The sequence below is a fragment of the Kribbella shirazensis genome, assembly GCF_011761605.1.
GTDB classification, from domain to species: Bacteria; Actinomycetota; Actinomycetes; order Propionibacteriales; family Kribbellaceae; genus Kribbella; species Kribbella shirazensis.
Window position 1 is genome coordinate 7,618,331 of the sequence record NZ_JAASRO010000001.1, and the last position, 17,337, is coordinate 7,635,667.

14 protein-coding genes are annotated in these 17,337 nt (G+C 68.2%); 6 read left to right on the forward strand and 8 right to left on the reverse strand.

The window, feature by feature from the left end; genetic code table 11:
* Positions 1-7: 7 nt before the first annotated feature.
* The 6 genes from BJY22_RS36235 to BJY22_RS36260 all read right to left on the reverse strand — a co-directional run bounded on the left by BJY22_RS36235 (position 8) and on the right by BJY22_RS36260 (position 10,721).
* Complete coding sequence (locus BJY22_RS36235) at positions 8-2,386, reverse strand: polysaccharide lyase 8 family protein (RefSeq protein ID WP_167216131.1); 2,379 nt, start codon at positions 2,384-2,386, stop codon at positions 8-10.
* Between the two features lie 118 nt (positions 2,387-2,504).
* A complete protein-coding gene (locus BJY22_RS42140; RefSeq protein ID WP_167216133.1) occupies positions 2,505-4,172 on the reverse strand; it encodes a right-handed parallel beta-helix repeat-containing protein in 1,668 nt (555 codons plus the stop codon).
* 11 nt (positions 4,173-4,183) lie between these two features.
* The gene (locus BJY22_RS36245) at positions 4,184-7,357 is read right to left on the reverse strand and encodes a right-handed parallel beta-helix repeat-containing protein (protein ID WP_167216135.1); all 3,174 of its coding nucleotides are present in this window, start codon (positions 7,355-7,357) and stop codon (positions 4,184-4,186) included.
* A complete protein-coding gene (locus BJY22_RS36250) occupies positions 7,354-8,823 on the reverse strand; it encodes an ABC transporter substrate-binding protein (protein WP_167216137.1) in 1,470 nt (489 codons plus the stop codon). The genes BJY22_RS36245 and BJY22_RS36250 overlap by 4 nt, the downstream gene beginning before the upstream one ends.
* A 28-nt stretch (positions 8,824-8,851) precedes the next feature.
* Complete coding sequence (locus BJY22_RS36255) at positions 8,852-9,757, reverse strand: carbohydrate ABC transporter permease (RefSeq protein WP_167216139.1); 906 nt, start codon at positions 9,755-9,757, stop codon at positions 8,852-8,854.
* The gene (locus BJY22_RS36260) at positions 9,741-10,721 is read right to left on the reverse strand and encodes a carbohydrate ABC transporter permease (RefSeq protein WP_167216141.1); all 981 of its coding nucleotides are present in this window, start codon (positions 10,719-10,721) and stop codon (positions 9,741-9,743) included. Before BJY22_RS36260 ends, BJY22_RS36255 begins: the two co-directional genes overlap by 17 nt.
* A gap of 177 nt (positions 10,722-10,898) precedes the next feature.
* Between BJY22_RS36260 and BJY22_RS43180 the strand changes: the two genes are divergently transcribed.
* The 4 genes from BJY22_RS43180 (at position 10,899) to BJY22_RS36280 (ending at position 14,474) form a co-directional block, all read left to right on the forward strand.
* Entirely contained in the window at positions 10,899-11,999 is a 1,101-nt protein-coding gene (locus BJY22_RS43180; protein WP_167216143.1) for a substrate-binding domain-containing protein, read from the forward strand.
* A 56-nt stretch (positions 12,000-12,055) separates the two neighbouring features.
* Entirely contained in the window at positions 12,056-12,388 is a 333-nt protein-coding gene (locus BJY22_RS36270; protein ID WP_167216145.1) for a metalloregulator ArsR/SmtB family transcription factor, read from the forward strand.
* A gap of 2 nt (positions 12,389-12,390) precedes the next feature.
* Complete coding sequence (locus BJY22_RS36275; RefSeq protein WP_167216147.1) at positions 12,391-13,167, forward strand: SRPBCC family protein; 777 nt, start codon at positions 12,391-12,393, stop codon at positions 13,165-13,167.
* Positions 13,168-13,418: 251 nt separating this feature from the next.
* Positions 13,419-14,474, forward strand: coding sequence for a hypothetical protein (locus BJY22_RS36280; protein ID WP_167216148.1), 1,056 nt, complete (start codon positions 13,419-13,421; stop codon positions 14,472-14,474).
* Between the two features lie 56 nt (positions 14,475-14,530).
* Here the strand turns inward: BJY22_RS36280 and BJY22_RS36285 are convergent, their stop codons facing one another.
* Complete coding sequence (locus BJY22_RS36285) at positions 14,531-15,016, reverse strand: NUDIX domain-containing protein (protein WP_167216150.1); 486 nt, start codon at positions 15,014-15,016, stop codon at positions 14,531-14,533.
* 104 nt (positions 15,017-15,120) lie between these two features.
* On the opposite strand from BJY22_RS36285, the gene wrbA reads away from it, so the two are divergent.
* The gene (gene wrbA / locus BJY22_RS36290) at positions 15,121-15,726 is read left to right on the forward strand and encodes an NAD(P)H:quinone oxidoreductase (RefSeq protein ID WP_167216153.1); all 606 of its coding nucleotides are present in this window, start codon (positions 15,121-15,123) and stop codon (positions 15,724-15,726) included.
* A gap of 269 nt (positions 15,727-15,995) precedes the next feature.
* On the forward strand, positions 15,996-16,739 hold the full coding sequence (locus BJY22_RS36295) for a hypothetical protein (protein ID WP_167216155.1): 744 nt from the start codon (positions 15,996-15,998) through the stop codon (positions 16,737-16,739).
* Between the two features lie 12 nt (positions 16,740-16,751).
* Here BJY22_RS36295 and BJY22_RS36300 read toward each other — a convergent pair whose 3' ends face one another.
* Entirely contained in the window at positions 16,752-17,336 is a 585-nt protein-coding gene (locus tag BJY22_RS36300; protein WP_167216157.1) for a hypothetical protein, read from the reverse strand.
* Between the last annotated feature and the right edge of the window lies 1 nt (position 17,337).

A 17,337-nucleotide genomic window follows, 5' to 3' on the forward strand; every position in this document is an offset into this window, starting at 1 on the left:
GAGTCGGTCAGGCCAGCAGGAGGCGGGTGGTCCGGGTACTGCCGACCGTGCCGGAGAGGTTCGCCGTCACCTTCGTCGTCGGACCGGCCGTGACCACGAGTCCGGCGTCGTGCGTGAGCACCTTCGTCGTGGCCCGGTCGAGCGTCACGTGGATCGGCGTCGCAGCCCGCGTCGGGTCGGCCACCGCGATCGTCAGGTACCGCCCGTCGGACTCGACGATGATCGCCACGGCGGCGTCGACGGTGATGCCGGACTGGGATCCGGGAGCGAAGAAGGCTGCCATGACCACGTCGCGGTTCAGCAGCCGAATCGCTTGCTTGGTCGGCGTGTTCGCCAGGATCTCGACCTGCGACGCCGCGGCGAGCTGTGCGGTACGCCGAGCCGACGCTCCGGGCACCAGCGCGTACGCATAGGACGCGTCCCGTGGTTCGATTCCATGATCGAACCACAGCGTCAGGTACCGGCGGGTCACCGGATCGGTCGTTCCGGCGGCGCTGCCGCTGTCGATGTCGCGCCAGGAAGCGGTCCGGTCCGCGCGTACGGCCCGGATCGTCCCGCCCGCCGGGAACAGGTACCCGCCGACTCCCTCCAGGTGCGCCCATCCGACGCCGCCGAACTCGCCGGACCAGCCTGCTTCGCCGGGTTGCACGGCGCCGTCGACCGTCAGCGTGCCGGCCCCGGCCTCGTGCAGGTTGCGGTTCTCGACCGTCGTCACGACCGGGAAACGGCCGCCGGCGCCCTCGGTGCCGCCACCGGTGATCCCGGCGCCGAGGGCAACCACCTGCTCGTCGAGGCAGAACCATGCCTTGCGGGCCTGGACCTGGGTGGCGCCGGGAGCGACGATCCCCCGCACGGCCATCCCCACCAGACCGTGGTTCCCCGAGGTCGACGTGACGCCGCCGACCCAGGTGGTGTTCGGTCGCGACGCGCTGCCCGCGCCCACCGGCAGCGGCGTCGTGTCAGCGGTCGTGCCCGGCAGCCGGTACGGGTCGACCGTCGGCCAGAAATCGTCGGTGAACTGCGTGTCGTCACCGTTGTAGAGATAGGTCATGCCCGAGCCGGTGTGCCAGCCGTGCTTGTTCTGGTCGTTGATGGCTTCGTAGTAGCCGATCCGCCGGCTGGACATCGAGATCGCGTACGTCCAGTCGTTCCGCCGGTGGACCGCACGGTCCATCACCGGGAACTGCCGATGCTCCTCGCGCTCGGCGGCAGCCGGGATCGCCGGGTCGTCCAGGACCTGAGCGAACAGGGACACCCGGGCCGGGCCGAATCCCCACCGCGGTGATCGCGGCGGAAACGGCTTCGCGGTGTCTCGGGCCAGCCAGCCCTTGACCAGGCTTCGCCAACGCAGCGCTCGCTCGGGGTCGACTGCCTGAGCCAACCGCAGGATGTGTTCCATCGTGATGTAACCGGCGATCCGGTCGGACTCCAGCTGGACCGAGATCGCCCGGCCGCGGACGAGATCCATCATCTTGCCGTCGTGGATCAGCGGCGCGTACGACTTCTCGACGACACCGAAGAAGTCCTCCCGGTCGGGGTTGTCGATCTGCCAGGGCGTCGCCGCCAGCAGGGCGAACAACCTGGCCAGACCGCCGAGCTGCACCATGCCGTACGACCCGGTGTAGGCGTAGACGCTGTGCCCGATGTAGGAGCCGTCGGCATAGAAGCCGTCGCTCTTGGTGACCAGCGGCAGCAGCGGCGCGAGGGCCTCGACGCCCCGGGTGATGCGGCCCTCGTCGTCGGTCAGGATGCCGTCGAGGATCGAGATCTCGATCACGTCGGAGCCGTTCGAGCCGACCCATTCGGCCGGGTCGAGGACGCCGGGATCGGGGACGAACCACTTCACGGCGGCGCTGTAGTCGGCGAGGTCGGCGGCCGGCAACACGTCGTGGACGAGGGCGGCGGTCCACAGCAGTGACCGCGGTCCGCCGATCACCCAGAACCACCAGTTGCCGGGCTTGGCGCCGCCGTGGTGGTAGATCCGGTCGTGGGTCACCCGGAGCCCCGAGATCACGTCCTGGGCCAGCGCGGCATCGCCGTGCCGGGTGGCGCCCGGCGTGGCGTAGGCCAGCGCCAGGTCGCGCAGCCGTTCGTAGGTGGTGCGCATGTTGGGCGCGTCGAGCGGCAGATCGACGAAGGCCCGATCGCGATCGGCTCGCCGGTCGAGCAGCTTCGACAACTCGTCCGCGCGGGCGTCGACGTCCGCCAGCGAGGCCTTGATCATGGCGTTCGCCGGATCCGGCGTACCGCCGGTGAGGATGTCGTGCAGCACGGCACGGGCCGCGGCGAAGTCCTCGGCTGTCGCGGCGCGTGCCGACGCCGGTCGCAGGGCACCGGCCACGGCGACCGCGCCGACTGCGGTGATGAAGGTGCGGCGGGCGAACATCGTTGTCACTCTCCTTGTTCCGGGTACGGGGGCGCGTCGATCAACACCGACGTCTTGGCGAAGGGCCGCAGCGCGCGCAGCGCGGCCGTCACAGGTCGGATTCGTGCAGGTCTCGTGATCACAGGTATCCGATCACCGGAGTCCAGTTGACGGTGTCGTAGGAGTTCGCGCCCGCCGCGCCGGCGTCGACGGCGAAGCGGATGACGTCGCCTGCCGCCACCGACAGGCTGGTGACGTTCGTACGGACGCCGATCCGATCGGCGCCGCCGACGGCGGTCGGTGCGAGCACGGTGGTGTTGTTCTTCAGGATCCGGACCCGCACGCCGTCGCCGCCGACGACGCCCTTGGCCGCCTGCCCGGCGATCGCGATCGTGCCGGCCGCCGGCGCCGTCCACGATCTCGAGACCTGCGATCCCGCGCCGCCCGGGTGCCAGCTCCACTTGCTGACGAGGGGCAGCGATCCGGGCGCGGGCCGCCAGTCCTGGGTCGCAGGCTGGTACGTCAGCGGGGACCAGGTGACGCCGGAGTCGCTGGAGCGCTCGTACCGCCAGCCGTACTGTCCCTGACCAGTGGCGTAGTCACGCGCGGTGTACCACACACGTGTGCTGGTCACGGGTCCCGGATTGGTGCCGATGGTGAAGCCGTCGAAGGTCCCGCCGCTGCCGGCGTAGGTCAGGGCGTCGCCCTCCCACAGGTTGCCGCTGATGGTGCCGGTCGGCGTCGAGGCGGAGCCGAGCACGGCGATCGGATCCTCGCCGTTGAAGGCGATCGCGTTGGAGTCGATGGTGACGGCGGTGTTGCCCCAGGTGTGGATGGCCTGGACCTCGACTCCCCACCGGACGTTCCCGCCGATGTAGTTGCCGCGGAGCGCGACGTTGTCGGTGTCCCCTTCGAGGCTGACCCCGCCTTGATCCGGTGAACCGGTCTGGTTCGTGTTCACGATGATGTTGTTCATGATCGTGACGTCGGCGGCGTGTCCGAGGTACACGCCGGTGGTGCCGCTCCAGATCGGGCAGCCACCGGCATCGGTGATGACGGAGTTCGTCAGCAGGACGCCGGTCATGCTCTGCAGGGTCAGCGCGTTCGCACATCCCACCTCGGCCGCGGGCGCGCCGTCGTCGTTGTGCAGGAAGAGATCCGTGAGGACGGCGTCCCGAATGAAGTGCAGCGGCGCCGAAGCGTTGCCGAAGGCAATCGACACCTCGTTGTGCGCGCCCTCCACCCGGGCCATGGTCAGGCCCTTGATCGCCCACTGGCTCGCCGCGGGCGCCGCGGTGCCGGTGACCGCGATGCCGATCTGGTTGTGGTGGACGCTGACGTCGGAGAACCGCAGTTCCTCGTGACCGATGCCGGCGGCGCCGTCGAAGCGGACCTGGATCCCCGCGTCCAGCTTGTCGCTACCGGACCCGTCCACCTCGATCGCGCTGACCTGCCAGTGCGAAGGGTTGATCATCCGGACGCCCCATCCGAGACCGGTGTTGAGCAGCCGGGGCCGGTCGCCCGAACCGTAGGCGCCGAACGTGATCGGCGCACCGGCCGCTCCCTCGCCCTGGAGCTGGACCCGCTCACGCCAGGAGGCGCCGCGCGCCAGCAGGATCCGGTCGCCCGCGGTGAACGTCCGGGCGGTGATCGGCGCGAAACCGCACCACGGCTGGGTCGTCGAAGTGCCGGCGCCGGCGTCGTCACATGCCGCCACCCGGTTGTCGACGTAGTACGTCGTACCGGCGGCCGCTGCCGGCGTGGTGAGGAGGGCTCCGGCCAAGCCCAGCGTCACCACGAAAATCACCGCGGCCCTCATCAGTCGACCCGCACGTAGTCGATACCACCGGTCCAGTTCTGATGCAGCGCCGAGAACCGGTAGTTCCAGCGGTTGAGCGGCTGGATCATCAACTGGTCGATCTCACCCTTCCAGCCCGGCACATGGCTCATGTCGATCACGTACTCGACGTAGTCCGGGCCCGGGAGCAGCGCGATCGCGACGCCACGTCCGCCTTCCTCGTTGCCGGGCGGAGTCCCGACCTTGGGCTGGTCGAAACTCGGATCGTCGGCGGTGCTGAACAACAGATGGGCGGCGTGCCGGTGCTCCGGATTGTTCATCCGGATCCGCACGTAGCGACTCTTGGCGGCATCGATCTTCAGCCCGCTCGGCGACAACAGCACCGGCTCGTACCCGGTCCTGGCGCGCACCGTACCGTCGGTCACCGACACCGGCACGAACTCGTTCGGCTCCTCGACGACCTCGGTACTGCTGAAGGTACGGAAACGCAGGCTTCGCTTGCCGCTTGCCTCCGGCCCGCGCATGATCCCGGCAGCGTCGACGGTGTAGAACTCGCCGCCCTCGGGGAACAGACCCTGATCGTTGTAGCCGATGCCGTAGGCGGCGGCGCCCGGGAGCTGGTACGGCGAGGTGATCAGCACGCCGTAGCGCGCGTTCGGATCGAGGCCGTGCAGGTTCGGGAAGACCGACACGAAGTCGCCGGTGCCGCTGATCTTCGACGCCGGTACCGCGCCAGTGAATAGCCGGTCCGCGATCTGGTTGCGCTCGTCCACCCGGACCACCTGGAGGAAAAGGCAGCCGGTCGGGTTACCGGTCTGGTACGCCCACAGATCGAGCCGCGACAGGTTTCCGTCCGGCACGCCGAAGGTCTGCAGGCGCCCCTTCGCCCAGGCGATGTCGGCGTGCTTGGTGAAGGTGCCTTCGCTGTTGTCGACCGCCGGAGTCTGCGTCCGGGCCGGAGTGCCCACCGACGGACAGCTCACGTCGGGATCGATCGTCCAGCCGTCGGCGGCGCCGAACTCCCACGCGTGCTGCGGCGCCCGATCGAACGCGATGCTGTCGATCGAGACCGGCCCCACCGCGTTGTGCAGCGTGATCGTGAGCTTGGTGATCTTGCCGCGCCAGTGTGGATCCCTCATCGGGACCAGGTAGTCGGTGTAGGCGTCGGTGAGCCCCTTGGGCTGGGCGGCGTTGAGGACGAACTCCTGCCGCCCCTTGCGTCCGTCGGCCGTGACGAAGTCGATCACTCCGTCCGTTGCGGCGGTCCGGTTCAGCGCCGAGATCCGCACCGCGCCCCGGTCGGTGACGTCGATCCCCAACTGGGACGTCGACCGGAGCTCCGTGGTCGCACCGGCCCCGGCCACTTCGAGCTTGCCCCGGCGGACGACGGCGGGGTCGTCGCTGGTCCAGCCCTGGCGGTCCCCGTTCACCGAGAAGGTCCAGCTGCCGGCCGGATCGGTGGCCCGAGCAGCCGCCGAATAGCCGATGCCGGGCGCCCAGCTCACCGTTCCGCCCCGCGCCTCGAACCCGATCACGTCACCGGCGGCCACGCGCAGATCCTCGACCGTCGACGTCCACGATCGATCGGCGGCGACGGAGCCCTCGGCGACCGGCTTGCCGTTGAGCGTGATCGCCAGCCGAGCAGCACCCTCGACCGCGATGCCGAGACCGCGAAGGTTGAGCACGCCGGCCTTGGGCGCGGTCCAGGTCCTCGCCACCGCCAGGGCATCGCCGCTGGTCAGTGTGAACCGGTCGATACTCGATTCCCCCGCCCGGTAGCTCTGACTCGCTTCGTCGAAGGGCAGGGCGCGCCAGCCGCCGGCGGTGAGGCGCCGCTGTCCCCATGCCTGGTCGTCGGCGAAGCCGGACCCGGCGTGGTAGAGATCGCCGGGGTCGCCGATCTCGACGTTGTCCTTGATCGTGAACCGGCTCGTGTCGCCGCCTAGTTTGGCCTCGACGAAGGCATGCGGCTCGGAATGCAGGTTGCCCGTGACGGCCGCCGCAATGGGAATGTCGTCGCCGAGCTGGCCGACCGACCCGCCGGCGGGATACGGGATCAGCGCGCCGCCGCCGTTGCCGGTGAAGACGTTGTCGGCGACCACGCCATCGGCGTGGAAGTCGTTCGCACCGTGGATCGCGAGGTACTCGAGGCCGCCGCCGTAGTTGTTCCCGAAGTAGTTGCCGCGGATCTCCACCTCACTGGTCCGCGCCTCGTGATCGATCGCCACCATGTCGGGGTTCTCCGTGTTCGGCGTGTTCACGAACAGGTTGTTGGCGATCAGAACCTGCCGCACCGAGCCCAGGTACAAAGCAGCGGTCCCGGTCGTCGTCCGGCAACTGGCCTCGTTGTCGAAGATCGAGTTCATGAGGACCACGTTGGTGGCCTTCTGGAGCGCGAGGCCGTCCGGGCAGCCGGAATCGACCATCCCCGGGGTCGGAACCGGATTGTTGTTGTTGTCGTCGTGCAGATACAGCCGGTCCAGCACCACGTTCCGGAAGACGTTCTCGCCCGCCTTGCCCGGCACCACCGGCTTCGGCAGGTCGGTCGGCGAGGTGTAACTGGTGGTGGCCAAGGTGTGCGCGTTGCGGGTCCCTTCGACCCGACGGATGACCAGGCCTTCCAGCACCGTGTCAGTCGTCGTGTGGACGGCGCTGCTGGCGACGAGCAGACCGAGCCAGCGGTTGTCGTGCAGGAACAGGTCCTCGAAGATCACGTCGGAGTGCCCGAGGCTGGCGTAGTTGGCCTGGATGCCGTACGTCATCGTGGCCTTGCCGTTCGTCGTCGAGCCGATGTCGAGATCGCGGACCCGGACGTGCGACGCGTCCTTCAGCACCATGCCGATCTTGGTGGCGCTGTTGGTGATCTTGGGTCGTGGCCCGGACCCGTACGCGCCGATCGTGATCGGAGCCTCGGCGGATCCCGAGTCGTCGAAGACCAGGCCCTCGGCGAAGCTGGCGCCCCGCTCCAGCAGCAGCTGATCACCGGGCTGGAAGTCGTGCGCCGCCACCGGCGCGAAGCCACACCACGGCCGGTCCGGCGCCGTGCCGGGCCCATCGTCGGAACAGCCGGCCCGGTTGCTCACGTAGTGGTCCTGCCCGGTCGTCTCGGCGAGGGCGGGCGGTGCGACGGCAGGGCCGGCGATCAGGCCGGCCGCGATCAGGCCGACGAGGCCGAGAATCCTGCGGCGGTTCATGCCTTGGCCCAGTCTTCTTTGTCCCAGCCGTTCTTCTTGACCTGCTCACGGGTGCCCTTGATCCACAGGTCCTGCAGGTGGTCGAGCTGCTGATCGAGAGACTTGGTCCCCAGCAGGTAGCCGTCGTACAGGCTCAGTTCGGTCGTGCCGGCCGGTCCTCCGGGGAGGCCGCCCATCCGCATCGGCTCGCTCCAGGTGCCGCTGATCATGCCGGCGACGCCAGACGGAACGGTCGCGCCCTTGACCGCCGGGATACCACCGGTGGCGTCGAGCCAGGGCTGGACGTTGGCCAGCACGCTCATCCATTGCAGGAACTTGATCGCGGCCTCGCGATGCTTGCCGTCGAGCGTCGACGGGATCATGTACGACGTACCGCCGACGCTCGTGCCGAAGCGCGCGGGCGCACCGGTCGACAACGGCGAACTCGCGGTGGTGATGGTCGGGAACGGCATGCTCGACACCTTCCCCTGCAGGTCGCCGAGAGCGCCGTACCCGAACGGGACGCCCCACGCCATCGCGGCCTTGCCGGACTGGAAGTCACGCAGGTTGACCACCGACCCCGACGAGCTCGCGACGCCGGTCCAGTTCTTCGTCACCCCGGCGTCGAAGAACTGCTTGAGGAGCTTGAGCGTCTCCGCGACCTCGGGCGTCCCCTTCGCGCTGATCTCACCGGTGAGGACCGCCCGGGCCCAGCTCTTGGCCTTCGGCGAAAGGTACTGCGCCTTGCCTGTCTTGCCCGCCGCGTCGTACCTGTTGATCTTGTCGAAGTACTTGTCGAGCATCATGTTGGCGATGGTCTTGACGGTCCAGCCGACGCCGAGATCGGAGTTGTCCATCGCGAACGGCGTGTAGCCGGCCGCGGTCAGCTTCTCGCACGCCTCGAGCAGGTCGGCGAACGTGGCGATCGGCGCCTTGACGCCGGCCTTCGTGAACGCCTCGGTGTTGTAGTACACCCCGACCGCCACCAGGTTGAACGGGATGTACTCGAAGTCGCCGGAGGTCGTGCTGACCACGTTCGGCAGGCCGGGGGCGAAGTACCGGGGGTCGAACAGGTCGAGCCAGGCCTTGTTGCCCGAGACGTACGGATTCGGTTGCTGCAGGGCTTCGGTGAGCGGGTGGATCATGTGCGGCTCGTGCGCAGCCTGGCTGAAGACCAGCTCCGGCGCGCTACCGGCCGACAGCTGTGTGGCCAGCGTCTGCTTGAACTCCTTCAGCGGCAGGACGACGGTCTTGATCGAGATGTCCGGCTCGTCGGCCTGGAAGCGGGCGATCAGGTCCTCCCACGGCTTGCCGAAGCTGGCACCGTTGGAGTTCCACTGGTTGGGCCCGGCCAGGGTGATCTGCAGGCCGGACCCGCCGCCGCTGTCCGAGGAGCAGCCGCTGAGGCCCAGGCCGCCGGCCAGCGCTGTACCGAGCGAGCCGAGGAGCAGCGTCCGCCGGCTGAGTGGGGTCGGAACGGGAGACATGTCGAGGTCCTCTCGAGGGATCTGGTGATCATTTGCCGGTGCCGGGCAGTCCGCCCTGCACCCCGGCCAGGAACCACTTGGACAAGAAGGTGAAAACGAGCAGCAGCGGGACGCTCGCCAGCGTGTAGCCGGCGAACAGCGGTCCCCAGTTGGTGGCGTTCTGGCCCTGGAAGAAGGACAGTCCGACCGGGATGGTGCGCAGCGAGTCGTCGGTGATCACCAGCAAGGGCCAGAAGAACTCACCCCAGACGCTGATCACGGTGAAGAGCGCGACGGTGCCGATCACCGGCAGCGACAGCGGCAGCATGATCGACACGAACAGCCGGAAGCCTCCGGCCCCGTCGACCTGAGCGGCGTCGAACAACTCCTGCGGGATCTGCTGGACGAACGTCCGCATGAGGATCGTCGCCAGTACGACGCTGCCCGCGATCTGCGGCAGTACCAGGACCGGCAGCGTGTTCAGCAGGTGCAGGTCGCGCATCAGCACGAACAGCGGGATCAGGCTGCTGATGTTCGGCACCATCATCAGCGCGGCGATCATCCCGAACAGGAAGTTCCGTCCGTAGAAGGAGTAGCGGGCGAAGAGGAATCCGCTGACCGACGCCAGGGCGATCGTCCCCACGATCGACAGCGTGGCGACCACGACCGACGTCACGAAGTATGGCTGGATCTGCTGCCAGGCGACCGCGTAGTTGCCGAACTCCAAGGGCCACGAGGGCATCCAGTAGCTGGCGGTGAACTGCTCGTTCGACTTGAGCGACGTCATGATCATGAACAGGTACGGGAACAGTCCGGCCAGCACGAGCACGCTCAGGGCGAGGACGACCAGTAGTTGCCCTGGGCGCCTTCTTGGCGTGGCTTCCTGGTGTTCTGCGGCCGGCTGATCGGGGACGAGGTCCGTGGTTCGGACCGGGACGCTAGTGGCTGCGGACATCACGGGCCTCTCTCTTACGGATCGCCATCACGACGCCGCTGAGCACCAGCGTGATGACGAACAGGGCGGTCGACAGCGTGGTGGCGTAGCCCCAGTCGCTGCCCTGGAACGCGACGCCGATCATCCGCAGTACCGGCACCTGGGTGGCGTTGTCCGGGCCGCCGCCGGTGACCAGGTAGGCGGCGAAGCCGTACTGCAGGACCGAGATGGTGGCGAGGAAGAACAGCAACCGGATCTGGCTCGTGAGCAGCGGGAGATCGATCGCGAACACCCGCCGCAGCCGCGAGGCACCGTCCAGGGCAGCGGCCTCGAACACCTCGTTCGGAATGTTCTGCAGCGTGGTCAGGAACACCAGGAACGGCAGGCTGGCGATCCACGGGAAGCCGATCATCAGCAACGCTCCGAGCGCGGTCCGCGGATCGCCGACCCAGTTCTGCGCCAGCGCCTCGAGACCGGCGGCCCGCAACGCCCTGTTCAGTACGCCGTTGTTCGGGTCGTAGATGAACGACCAGACGAGTGTCGTGACGACGCCGGGGAAGGCCAACGGCGCGATCAGCAACGTCCGGAAGAGGAACTGCAGCCGCTCACTGCGCAGGCTGATCACCAGCTCCGCGGCGACGAACGGAAACAGCCACATCAGCGTCACCGACGCCGCGAAGATCACGCCCAGGTTCCGGAACGACCGCCACCAGATGTCGTCGGCGAACATCGTCCGGTAGTTCTCCAGCCCGACGAACGGCGAACTGAAACCCGGCCGCCAGTCGAAGAACGAGTGCACCACGCCGCTGATCGCCGGGTAGTACTGCAGGACTGCCAGTACGGCGAACGTCGGCAGCAGCCCGAGGTAGATCAGCCACGGCGAACTCCGCCGCCCGACCCGACTGCTGCCCCGATTCCTGGCCCGATTACTGCCCGAACTACTGCGCCGCCACGGCCGCGCGACCGGTCTGACGACCTCCGTCATGAACCCGTCCTCTCCTCCACGATGCGCTGCACCTGACAAACGCTTTCCGTGGACAGGTTTGCGCGGTGTTGGCGTTTCGTCAATATGTTGAAGGACTTTGAGCGATGTTGCGGGATGGGTTAGAGTCGCTGCCATGTCAAACCTGGCTGCCCTGTCACAGCGAGAAGGGCCGCTCGCGTGCTAGCCGCGGAGCGGCGATCGCGGATCATCGCCCAGGCGCGGCGGTCCGGCGCGGTCCGAGTGACCGACATCGCCAGCACTCTCGGGGTCTCCGAGGCGACCGTGCGCCGCGACCTGGACTCCCTGGTCGCCGACGGCCTGCTGGACAAGGTGTACGGCGGGGCCACGCTGAGCTCGGCGTCGCCGGCGGGCGGAGCCGCCATCCAGCTCGGCGTCGTCATCCCGGCCGCGACGGCGTACTACCCGCGACTCCTCGACGGCATCCGAGACCGGACCGACAGCCCGGACGACCTGACGGTGAACCTGGCGCTGTCCCGCCGCCCCGCCGATCCGACCCTCGAGTCGATCGTCGCCGCCGAGCGCGAACTGATCGCCGGGCTGATCGAGTCCGGCGTCGACGGCCTGCTGCTGTTGCCGGCGCTCGGCAGCCGGCAACAGCTGAACGATGCCGTGCGGGACTACGAAGCCTGGCTGGCCGGGCTGCCCGTCCCAGCTGTGCTGATGGAGCGCGAACTGCCGAGCATGTTCCTGGCCGGCCCGAGCACGATCCGGACAGCCCACGAGCGCGGCGCGGCCGGCGCCGTCCGGCACCTGTCCGAACTCGGCCACCGGCGGATCGCGCTACTGGCGCGCACAGACACCCAGACAGCGGAGTTGGTGCACAGCGGCTGGCGGCAGGCGATCGCCGAGCTCGATCTGCCGGACGACGTGCCGTTCCTCGCCGGCAAGAGCGACCTGAACTGGGCGGGCTGGACCGCCTCCGATCTCGATGCCGTGCTGACCCAACTCCGTGAGCAGGAGGTGACCGGGCTGCTCTGCCACAGCGACGAGGATGCGCTGACCTTCGTCCGGCACGCCCGCAGCCGCGGTGTCGCGGTGCCCGGTGACCTGTCGGTCGTCGCCTACGAGGACGAACTCGCCGCCCTCGCCCACCCGGCGCTGACGGCCGTTGCCCCACCACGCCGACAGGTCGGGCAGCTCGCCGTACGGACGCTGCTCGGCCTGATCCACAACGCCGTGCCGGGCACGGTCAGCCATCTGACTCTCGACCCGCAGCTGACGATCCGCGCGAGCACGACACAACCCGCCGGGAGCTGACCTCCGCTGCGTACATGCCATTGCGGTTATATAGCTGAACGAGTATGTTGGGTGGCGTGGGCGCACCCTTCGATGTTCTGGCGGAACCGCGGCGGCGGCAGATTCTGGATCTGTTGCGTCAGCGGCCGCATCTGGTCGGAGAGCTGACCGACGAACTCGGGCTCAGCCAGCCGGGGGTGTCGAAACACCTGCGAGCGCTGCGCGAGGCCGGACTGGTTGCCGTCCGGGTGGACGCTCAGCGTCGGTGGTACGAACTCGAGCTCGGACCGTTGCGTGAGCTGGACGCCTGGCTGCATCCGTACCGGCAGCTGTGGGATCGCGCCCTGGACGACCTCGAAGACCACCTGGACACGATGCCGGACGACAATCCGGCCGGAACGGAAGGCTGACGATGGCGAACGAGACTCTGCGTATCGTCGAGGGCCGCTCGGTACTGCGGATGGAGCGGCGACTGCGGCACCCGGCCGAGAAGGTCTGGCGTGCCCTCACCGAGCCGGAGCAACTGGTCCGCTGGTTCCCGGCCTCGGTCAAGCTGCAGCCGCGTATCGGCGGCAGCGTCGAGTACTGGATGGACGGCGAACCAGGCGGCGACGGCCAGGTGCTCGAGTTCGATCCGCCGCGCGTGTTCGCGATCACCTGGAGCGGCGAGGTACTGCGGTGGGAGCTCCTCCCGGCCGATGACGGCTGCTTGCTGGTCCTGAGCCACACCTTCGACGACCGGTTCGGCGCCGCGAGCTTCGGTTCCGGCTGGACGCTCTGCCTGGACGCGATGGACCTGCTCCTGGCCGGCAAGCCGATCGACATCGAGCCGGACACCGGTCCACTGCACGACCGCTTCGTGGAGCAGCTCGGCCTGAACCAGGGTTCGGCCGAGCAGACCCCGGACGGCTGGGTCGTCCGGTTCGAGCGGCAGCTCACGCGGCCGGCCGAAACGGTCTGGCCGCACCTGACCAGCGAGGGGACCGTCACCGAGCAGTCCGAGCCGAAGGTGCTGGAGTACGAGCAATCCGGCGCGAAGGTCCGTTGGGAGCTGACCGAGGGCACTGGTCACGGCGCTCGCCTGATCCTCACCCAGACCGGCCTGAGCAGCCCCGACGAAGCACTGACAACGTGGCGCGGCCGCCTCGACAAGCTCGCGGCGGACCTACTGCAAACCCCACGTAAGTAACAAACCTCGCAGGCGTGGCATCTAGGAGAGCAAGGGGATGCCATAACGGCGACCAGGTCCGGCGCAGTGCCCGACCGATCACAGCCGATATCGCGGACCACAACCAGCGAGTTCTGGGGCTCCCGCGAACGCTGTACTGGAAGGGCACTGAGATGTTGCATGTTTCATCGAGGCCGGCGCCGCCAGGCGATGTGCCGGCACCACAACCACCACCGGCTGCGTCCATCGCGGGCCGGACAATCCGGCGAGTCATGGCTGCGCTCCTCACAGCGCCACTGATGGCGCTGCTGCTCGCAACAACGGCGTCCGCGCAGGCGGGACCGGAGCCGAGCCCGCCGGATCCGAGGCTGACCGTCACCGACGTCAGCCTGAACCGCACTGCGGTCGCGGTCTCCGGGCTCAACACCGCGCCGGTAGGGGTGCGGGTCAAGGGCGGTTTCACATCCGCCGACCCGCTGGACGCGAACATCCCTCTGGTCGCTCATCTACAGCGAACGAGCGGAACCGGGAGCCTCACGTACCTGGTCTCGGCCGATCTGCCGCGAGTGTCCGGCACCACGCAGAACGGCGAGTGGGCCGGAGTGGTGAACGTTCCGTCGACCGCCGACGGCACCTTCAAGGTGATCGGGGTGACGACGGGGCCGTACAGCATGACCGTCTACGGGACTGAGGTCGGTCCGACGCCGTTCAACGGACCAGCTCTGGCCGTCACCGGCTATCACCGGCCGAAGATCACCGCCTCGGTGTCTCCGCGGCTCGTGCCGTTCGGATCCGGCTACTCGATCACCTGGACGGTGACCGACTCGGCGACCGGAAAGCCCTACGCGTCCCGGATCACCGTGATGCTCGGCGTCGACAGCCAGTGCGTCGAGTCCCTCACCGGCGAATTCCTGCGCACCAGCTCGAGCGGGACGGTCACCAAGGCGTATCCGGCGTCGGCAGCGGCAGGCGTCAACTGCCTCCGGATCGCCGGCAAACCGTTGGACATCGCCGGTCTGGGCGTCGTCGTCACCCGGCCCGGGATCGTCTCGGCCGCACCGTCGGCGACGAGCGCGAAGGTCGGCACGATCGTGCCGGTCAACGGCAACGTGCTCGGTTCCCCGGCAGGCTGCAAGGTGCTGCTGCAGCGCTTGTACGGCGCGACGCAATGGCGTGCTGTGAGCACGGCTGCGGTCCGGCAGAGCGGGCGGTTCACGGTGTCCGCGCAGCCGGCGTACAACGGTCTGATCCCGTACCGGGTCTACTTCCCGACCTGCTACAACTTCCACTCAGGCGTCAGCAAGGTCTTCTACATCCGCGGCCTCTGAGCAGTCGTACGACGAGCGCCCGGCGACCAGTTCCTTGGCCGCCGGGCGTCCGTTGCTCAGAACGATCCGATCCGCTGTCCGCCTGCGTCGATCACGATGAAGCGAAGTACCTCGTCGTGGCGGCCGTCGCGTAGCCAGTGGGTGAGGGCGAGGTGGGCTGTCGGCGGCATCTGCAGGTCCGACGGATCCATCGTCAGGTCGAACCATTTGAGGTCCCCCTCGGCGCACTCGACGGGAACTGGCGCGTCGGGCTGAAGCGTGGCGGTGAAGTAGTAGGTGTGGCGCAGCTCGGCACCGGTGTCTCTGAGTGCGACGTACCGCAGGGCCAGATTCTCGATCTGGTCAGGAGCCACTCCGATCTCCTCTTCCATCTCGCGAAGGACACCGGCCGTCGGGTCTTCGATCTCGCCGGGCTCGAGGTGACCGCCGATACCCACCCAGGAGTCGTCGATCGCGCGCGAGCCCCTTCGGTAGAGCAGCAGGACCTGGCCGTCGCGGACGAGGAACACCGAGGTCATCAGCCGGCTCGATCTCAACGCCACCCGCGGGACGCTACACGACCGGACTGGAGCGTCCTGTATCCGAATGGGCTTGCGGGAAGTGGGCACGGGTTGTTGAAGAGGAATCACGGGAAGGAGGACAGTACGTGACCGCCGATCAGCAGGACGTCAAGGTCAGCGTCATCTACTACTCGTCCACGGGGACGATCGCGGAGCTTGCGCGAACGATTGCCGAGTACGCCGAGAAGGCCGGCGCGACGGTACGCCTGCGCAAGGTGCGTGAACTGGCGCCACCCAAGGCCGTCGACTCCAACCCCGACTGGCGAGCGAACCTCGACGACACGGCCGATGTCGAGGAGGCAGTCCCGGACGACGTCGTCTGGGCGGACGCCGTCGTCTTCGGCTCCCCCACCCGCTTCGGCAATGTCGCAGCGCAACTGAAGCAGTACATGGACACCCTGGGCCCGCAGTGGGAGAAGGGGCAGCTCGCCGACAAGGTCTACAGCGGATTCACCTCGTCGCAAACCGAGCACGGCGGCCAGGAGTCGACGTTGCTCGCGCTGTACAACACCGTCTACCACTGGGGCGGCGTCGTCGTACCGCCCGGCTATACCGACCCGTCCAAGTTCGAGGACGGCAACCCGTACGGGACGTCGCACGTGTCCGCACGCGGTGCGGTGGACAACACGGCCCGCATCGCCGCCGCAGTCCAGGCAGAGCGCGTTGTCCGGATCGCGGCTGCGTTGAGGTGACAGTCCCCCCGATCGACAGGAGGTACCGATGCTTGCCATGGTCATCGATCCCGAAACAATCCCGCCGACGCCCGCGCCCCCGGATCCCGAGCCCCCGGTCCCGCCGCAGCCGGAACCGCCCGACCCACCGCAACCGACCGAGCCCCCGCCGCCACCCACCGAACCCGCACCCATCTGACGCCCCGATCCGCACCGCAGGGGCCCTCCTCCTCCGCATGGTTTCTGGTGCCGGTGGGTACCAAGCACCGCGAATCAGGAGGCGAAGGAGCATGGACCTCGAGCTGATCGGTCCGGCTGAAAAGTTCCCGCGGGCAACCCTCGTCGACCCGCCGTCAGCCGGCTACATCCACCTCGCCGCGGCCGTCGAGCCGCCGTCGGGACGAGCGCCGTTCACCCGCACCAGCGAGGACAAGGCGCAACTGCTCAAACAGTTGAAAGGTATGGCCGTCGACCTCGGCGACCACGCCGACGTGGACCGAGTGACGGTGTACGACGCAGTCGTCGTACCACCACCTGCCGGATACGCCAGGCGGCACGGGGTCCATCACGCACGGTACGACGTCGTGGTGCTGATCGAGACCACAACGCCGGAAGCGATCGGACCAGTGCAGGAATCCGAGCAGTACCGGATCCTGCACGACGCCCTGGTGGCCGCTTCGACCGACCTGCACGTCATGGGTGCACGGTGTACGAAGTCACTCGGCGACGTCAACAAGTCACGACCCGGGTTGTTCCTGTTCAACTACTTCGTTGCCGAGGACACCGATATCGCGCTGGCGTTGTGGGAGCATCTCGCCGGCTGGTACAAGAAGCAGACCGGTCTGGACAACTCCACGCTGCTCCAGCCGATCGACAAGGCCGACTATGTCTTCGTGAACCACGCACGCTGGGACTACGGCGTACCGCGACTGCTGCTCCAGCAGCTCATCAAGCCGAGCTTCCGCAGCTACGTCCTGACCAACCTGCTCGTGAACCGCACCGGAGCGATGCCGCTGCTGTACCACCTCGCATGACCCGTTGAGCATTCACCCGTTGGTGTCTGACAGGAAGCGGCGTGGATCGCCGGCCGCGCTGGCGGTTGAGGCCAGCCAGGCGTGCAGACCGTCCGGATCGCGGCGTTCCAGTTCGTCCAGGCAACGCTGACGCGCCATTACCACGCGCAGGCGTGCTTCGGCGGACGGTGCGCGGTTCAGCTCGTCGTAGCTCTGGATCCACTCGCGGCACAGGTCGTCGGTGCTGACGACGTTCCGCTGCCGCTCCGGCGACGGACGATCCCGGCGGAGCCGCCCGCAATACCAAGCGACCGCCTGTGGCGAACTCGCCAGCATCACAGTTGGGATGACCAATGCCCCGGCGTTCAGGAACACCGCTGTCGCGAGCGTCGCGATGATCGCGAGACAGACGGCGAAAGCCATGGGTGCCGTTCGCGTACGGAGCGCCTTTCGACGGTCTGCAGAGTCGGCCTCGACGTACAGGGACAGCCAGATCAGGGCCGTCAGGATCGCGCAGATCAACCAGACCCGGAGCGGCAGCGTCACCAGGCCCGCCGCGAGACCGAGTGCGATCCAGAGACCGACCATCAGCTGCCAGATCCGGCGGTACGCGCGCATG

Bases quoted from the DNA above. Each gene is read 5' to 3' on its own strand.
- BJY22_RS36235 (WP_167216131.1), bottom strand. From the start codon at position 2,386: ATGTTCGCCCGCCGCACCTTCATCACCGCAGTCGGCGCGGTCGCCGTG.
- BJY22_RS36245 (WP_167216135.1), bottom strand. From the start codon at position 7,357: ATGAACCGCCGCAGGATTCTCGGCCTCGTCGGCCTGATCGCGGCCGGC.
- BJY22_RS36250 (WP_167216137.1), bottom strand. From the start codon at position 8,823: ATGTCTCCCGTTCCGACCCCACTCAGCCGGCGGACGCTGCTCCTCGGC.
- BJY22_RS36255 (WP_167216139.1), bottom strand. From the start codon at position 9,757: ATGTCCGCAGCCACTAGCGTCCCGGTCCGAACCACGGACCTCGTCCCC.
- BJY22_RS36260 (WP_167216141.1), bottom strand. From the start codon at position 10,721: ATGACGGAGGTCGTCAGACCGGTCGCGCGGCCGTGGCGGCGCAGTAGT.
- BJY22_RS36275 (WP_167216147.1), top strand. From the start codon at position 12,391: ATGGCGAACGAGACTCTGCGTATCGTCGAGGGCCGCTCGGTACTGCGG.
- BJY22_RS36280 (WP_167216148.1), top strand. From the start codon at position 13,419: ATGGCTGCGCTCCTCACAGCGCCACTGATGGCGCTGCTGCTCGCAACA.
- BJY22_RS36295 (WP_167216155.1), top strand. From the start codon at position 15,996: ATGGACCTCGAGCTGATCGGTCCGGCTGAAAAGTTCCCGCGGGCAACC.
- BJY22_RS36300 (WP_167216157.1), bottom strand. From the start codon at position 17,336: ATGCGCGCGTACCGCCGGATCTGGCAGCTGATGGTCGGTCTCTGGATC.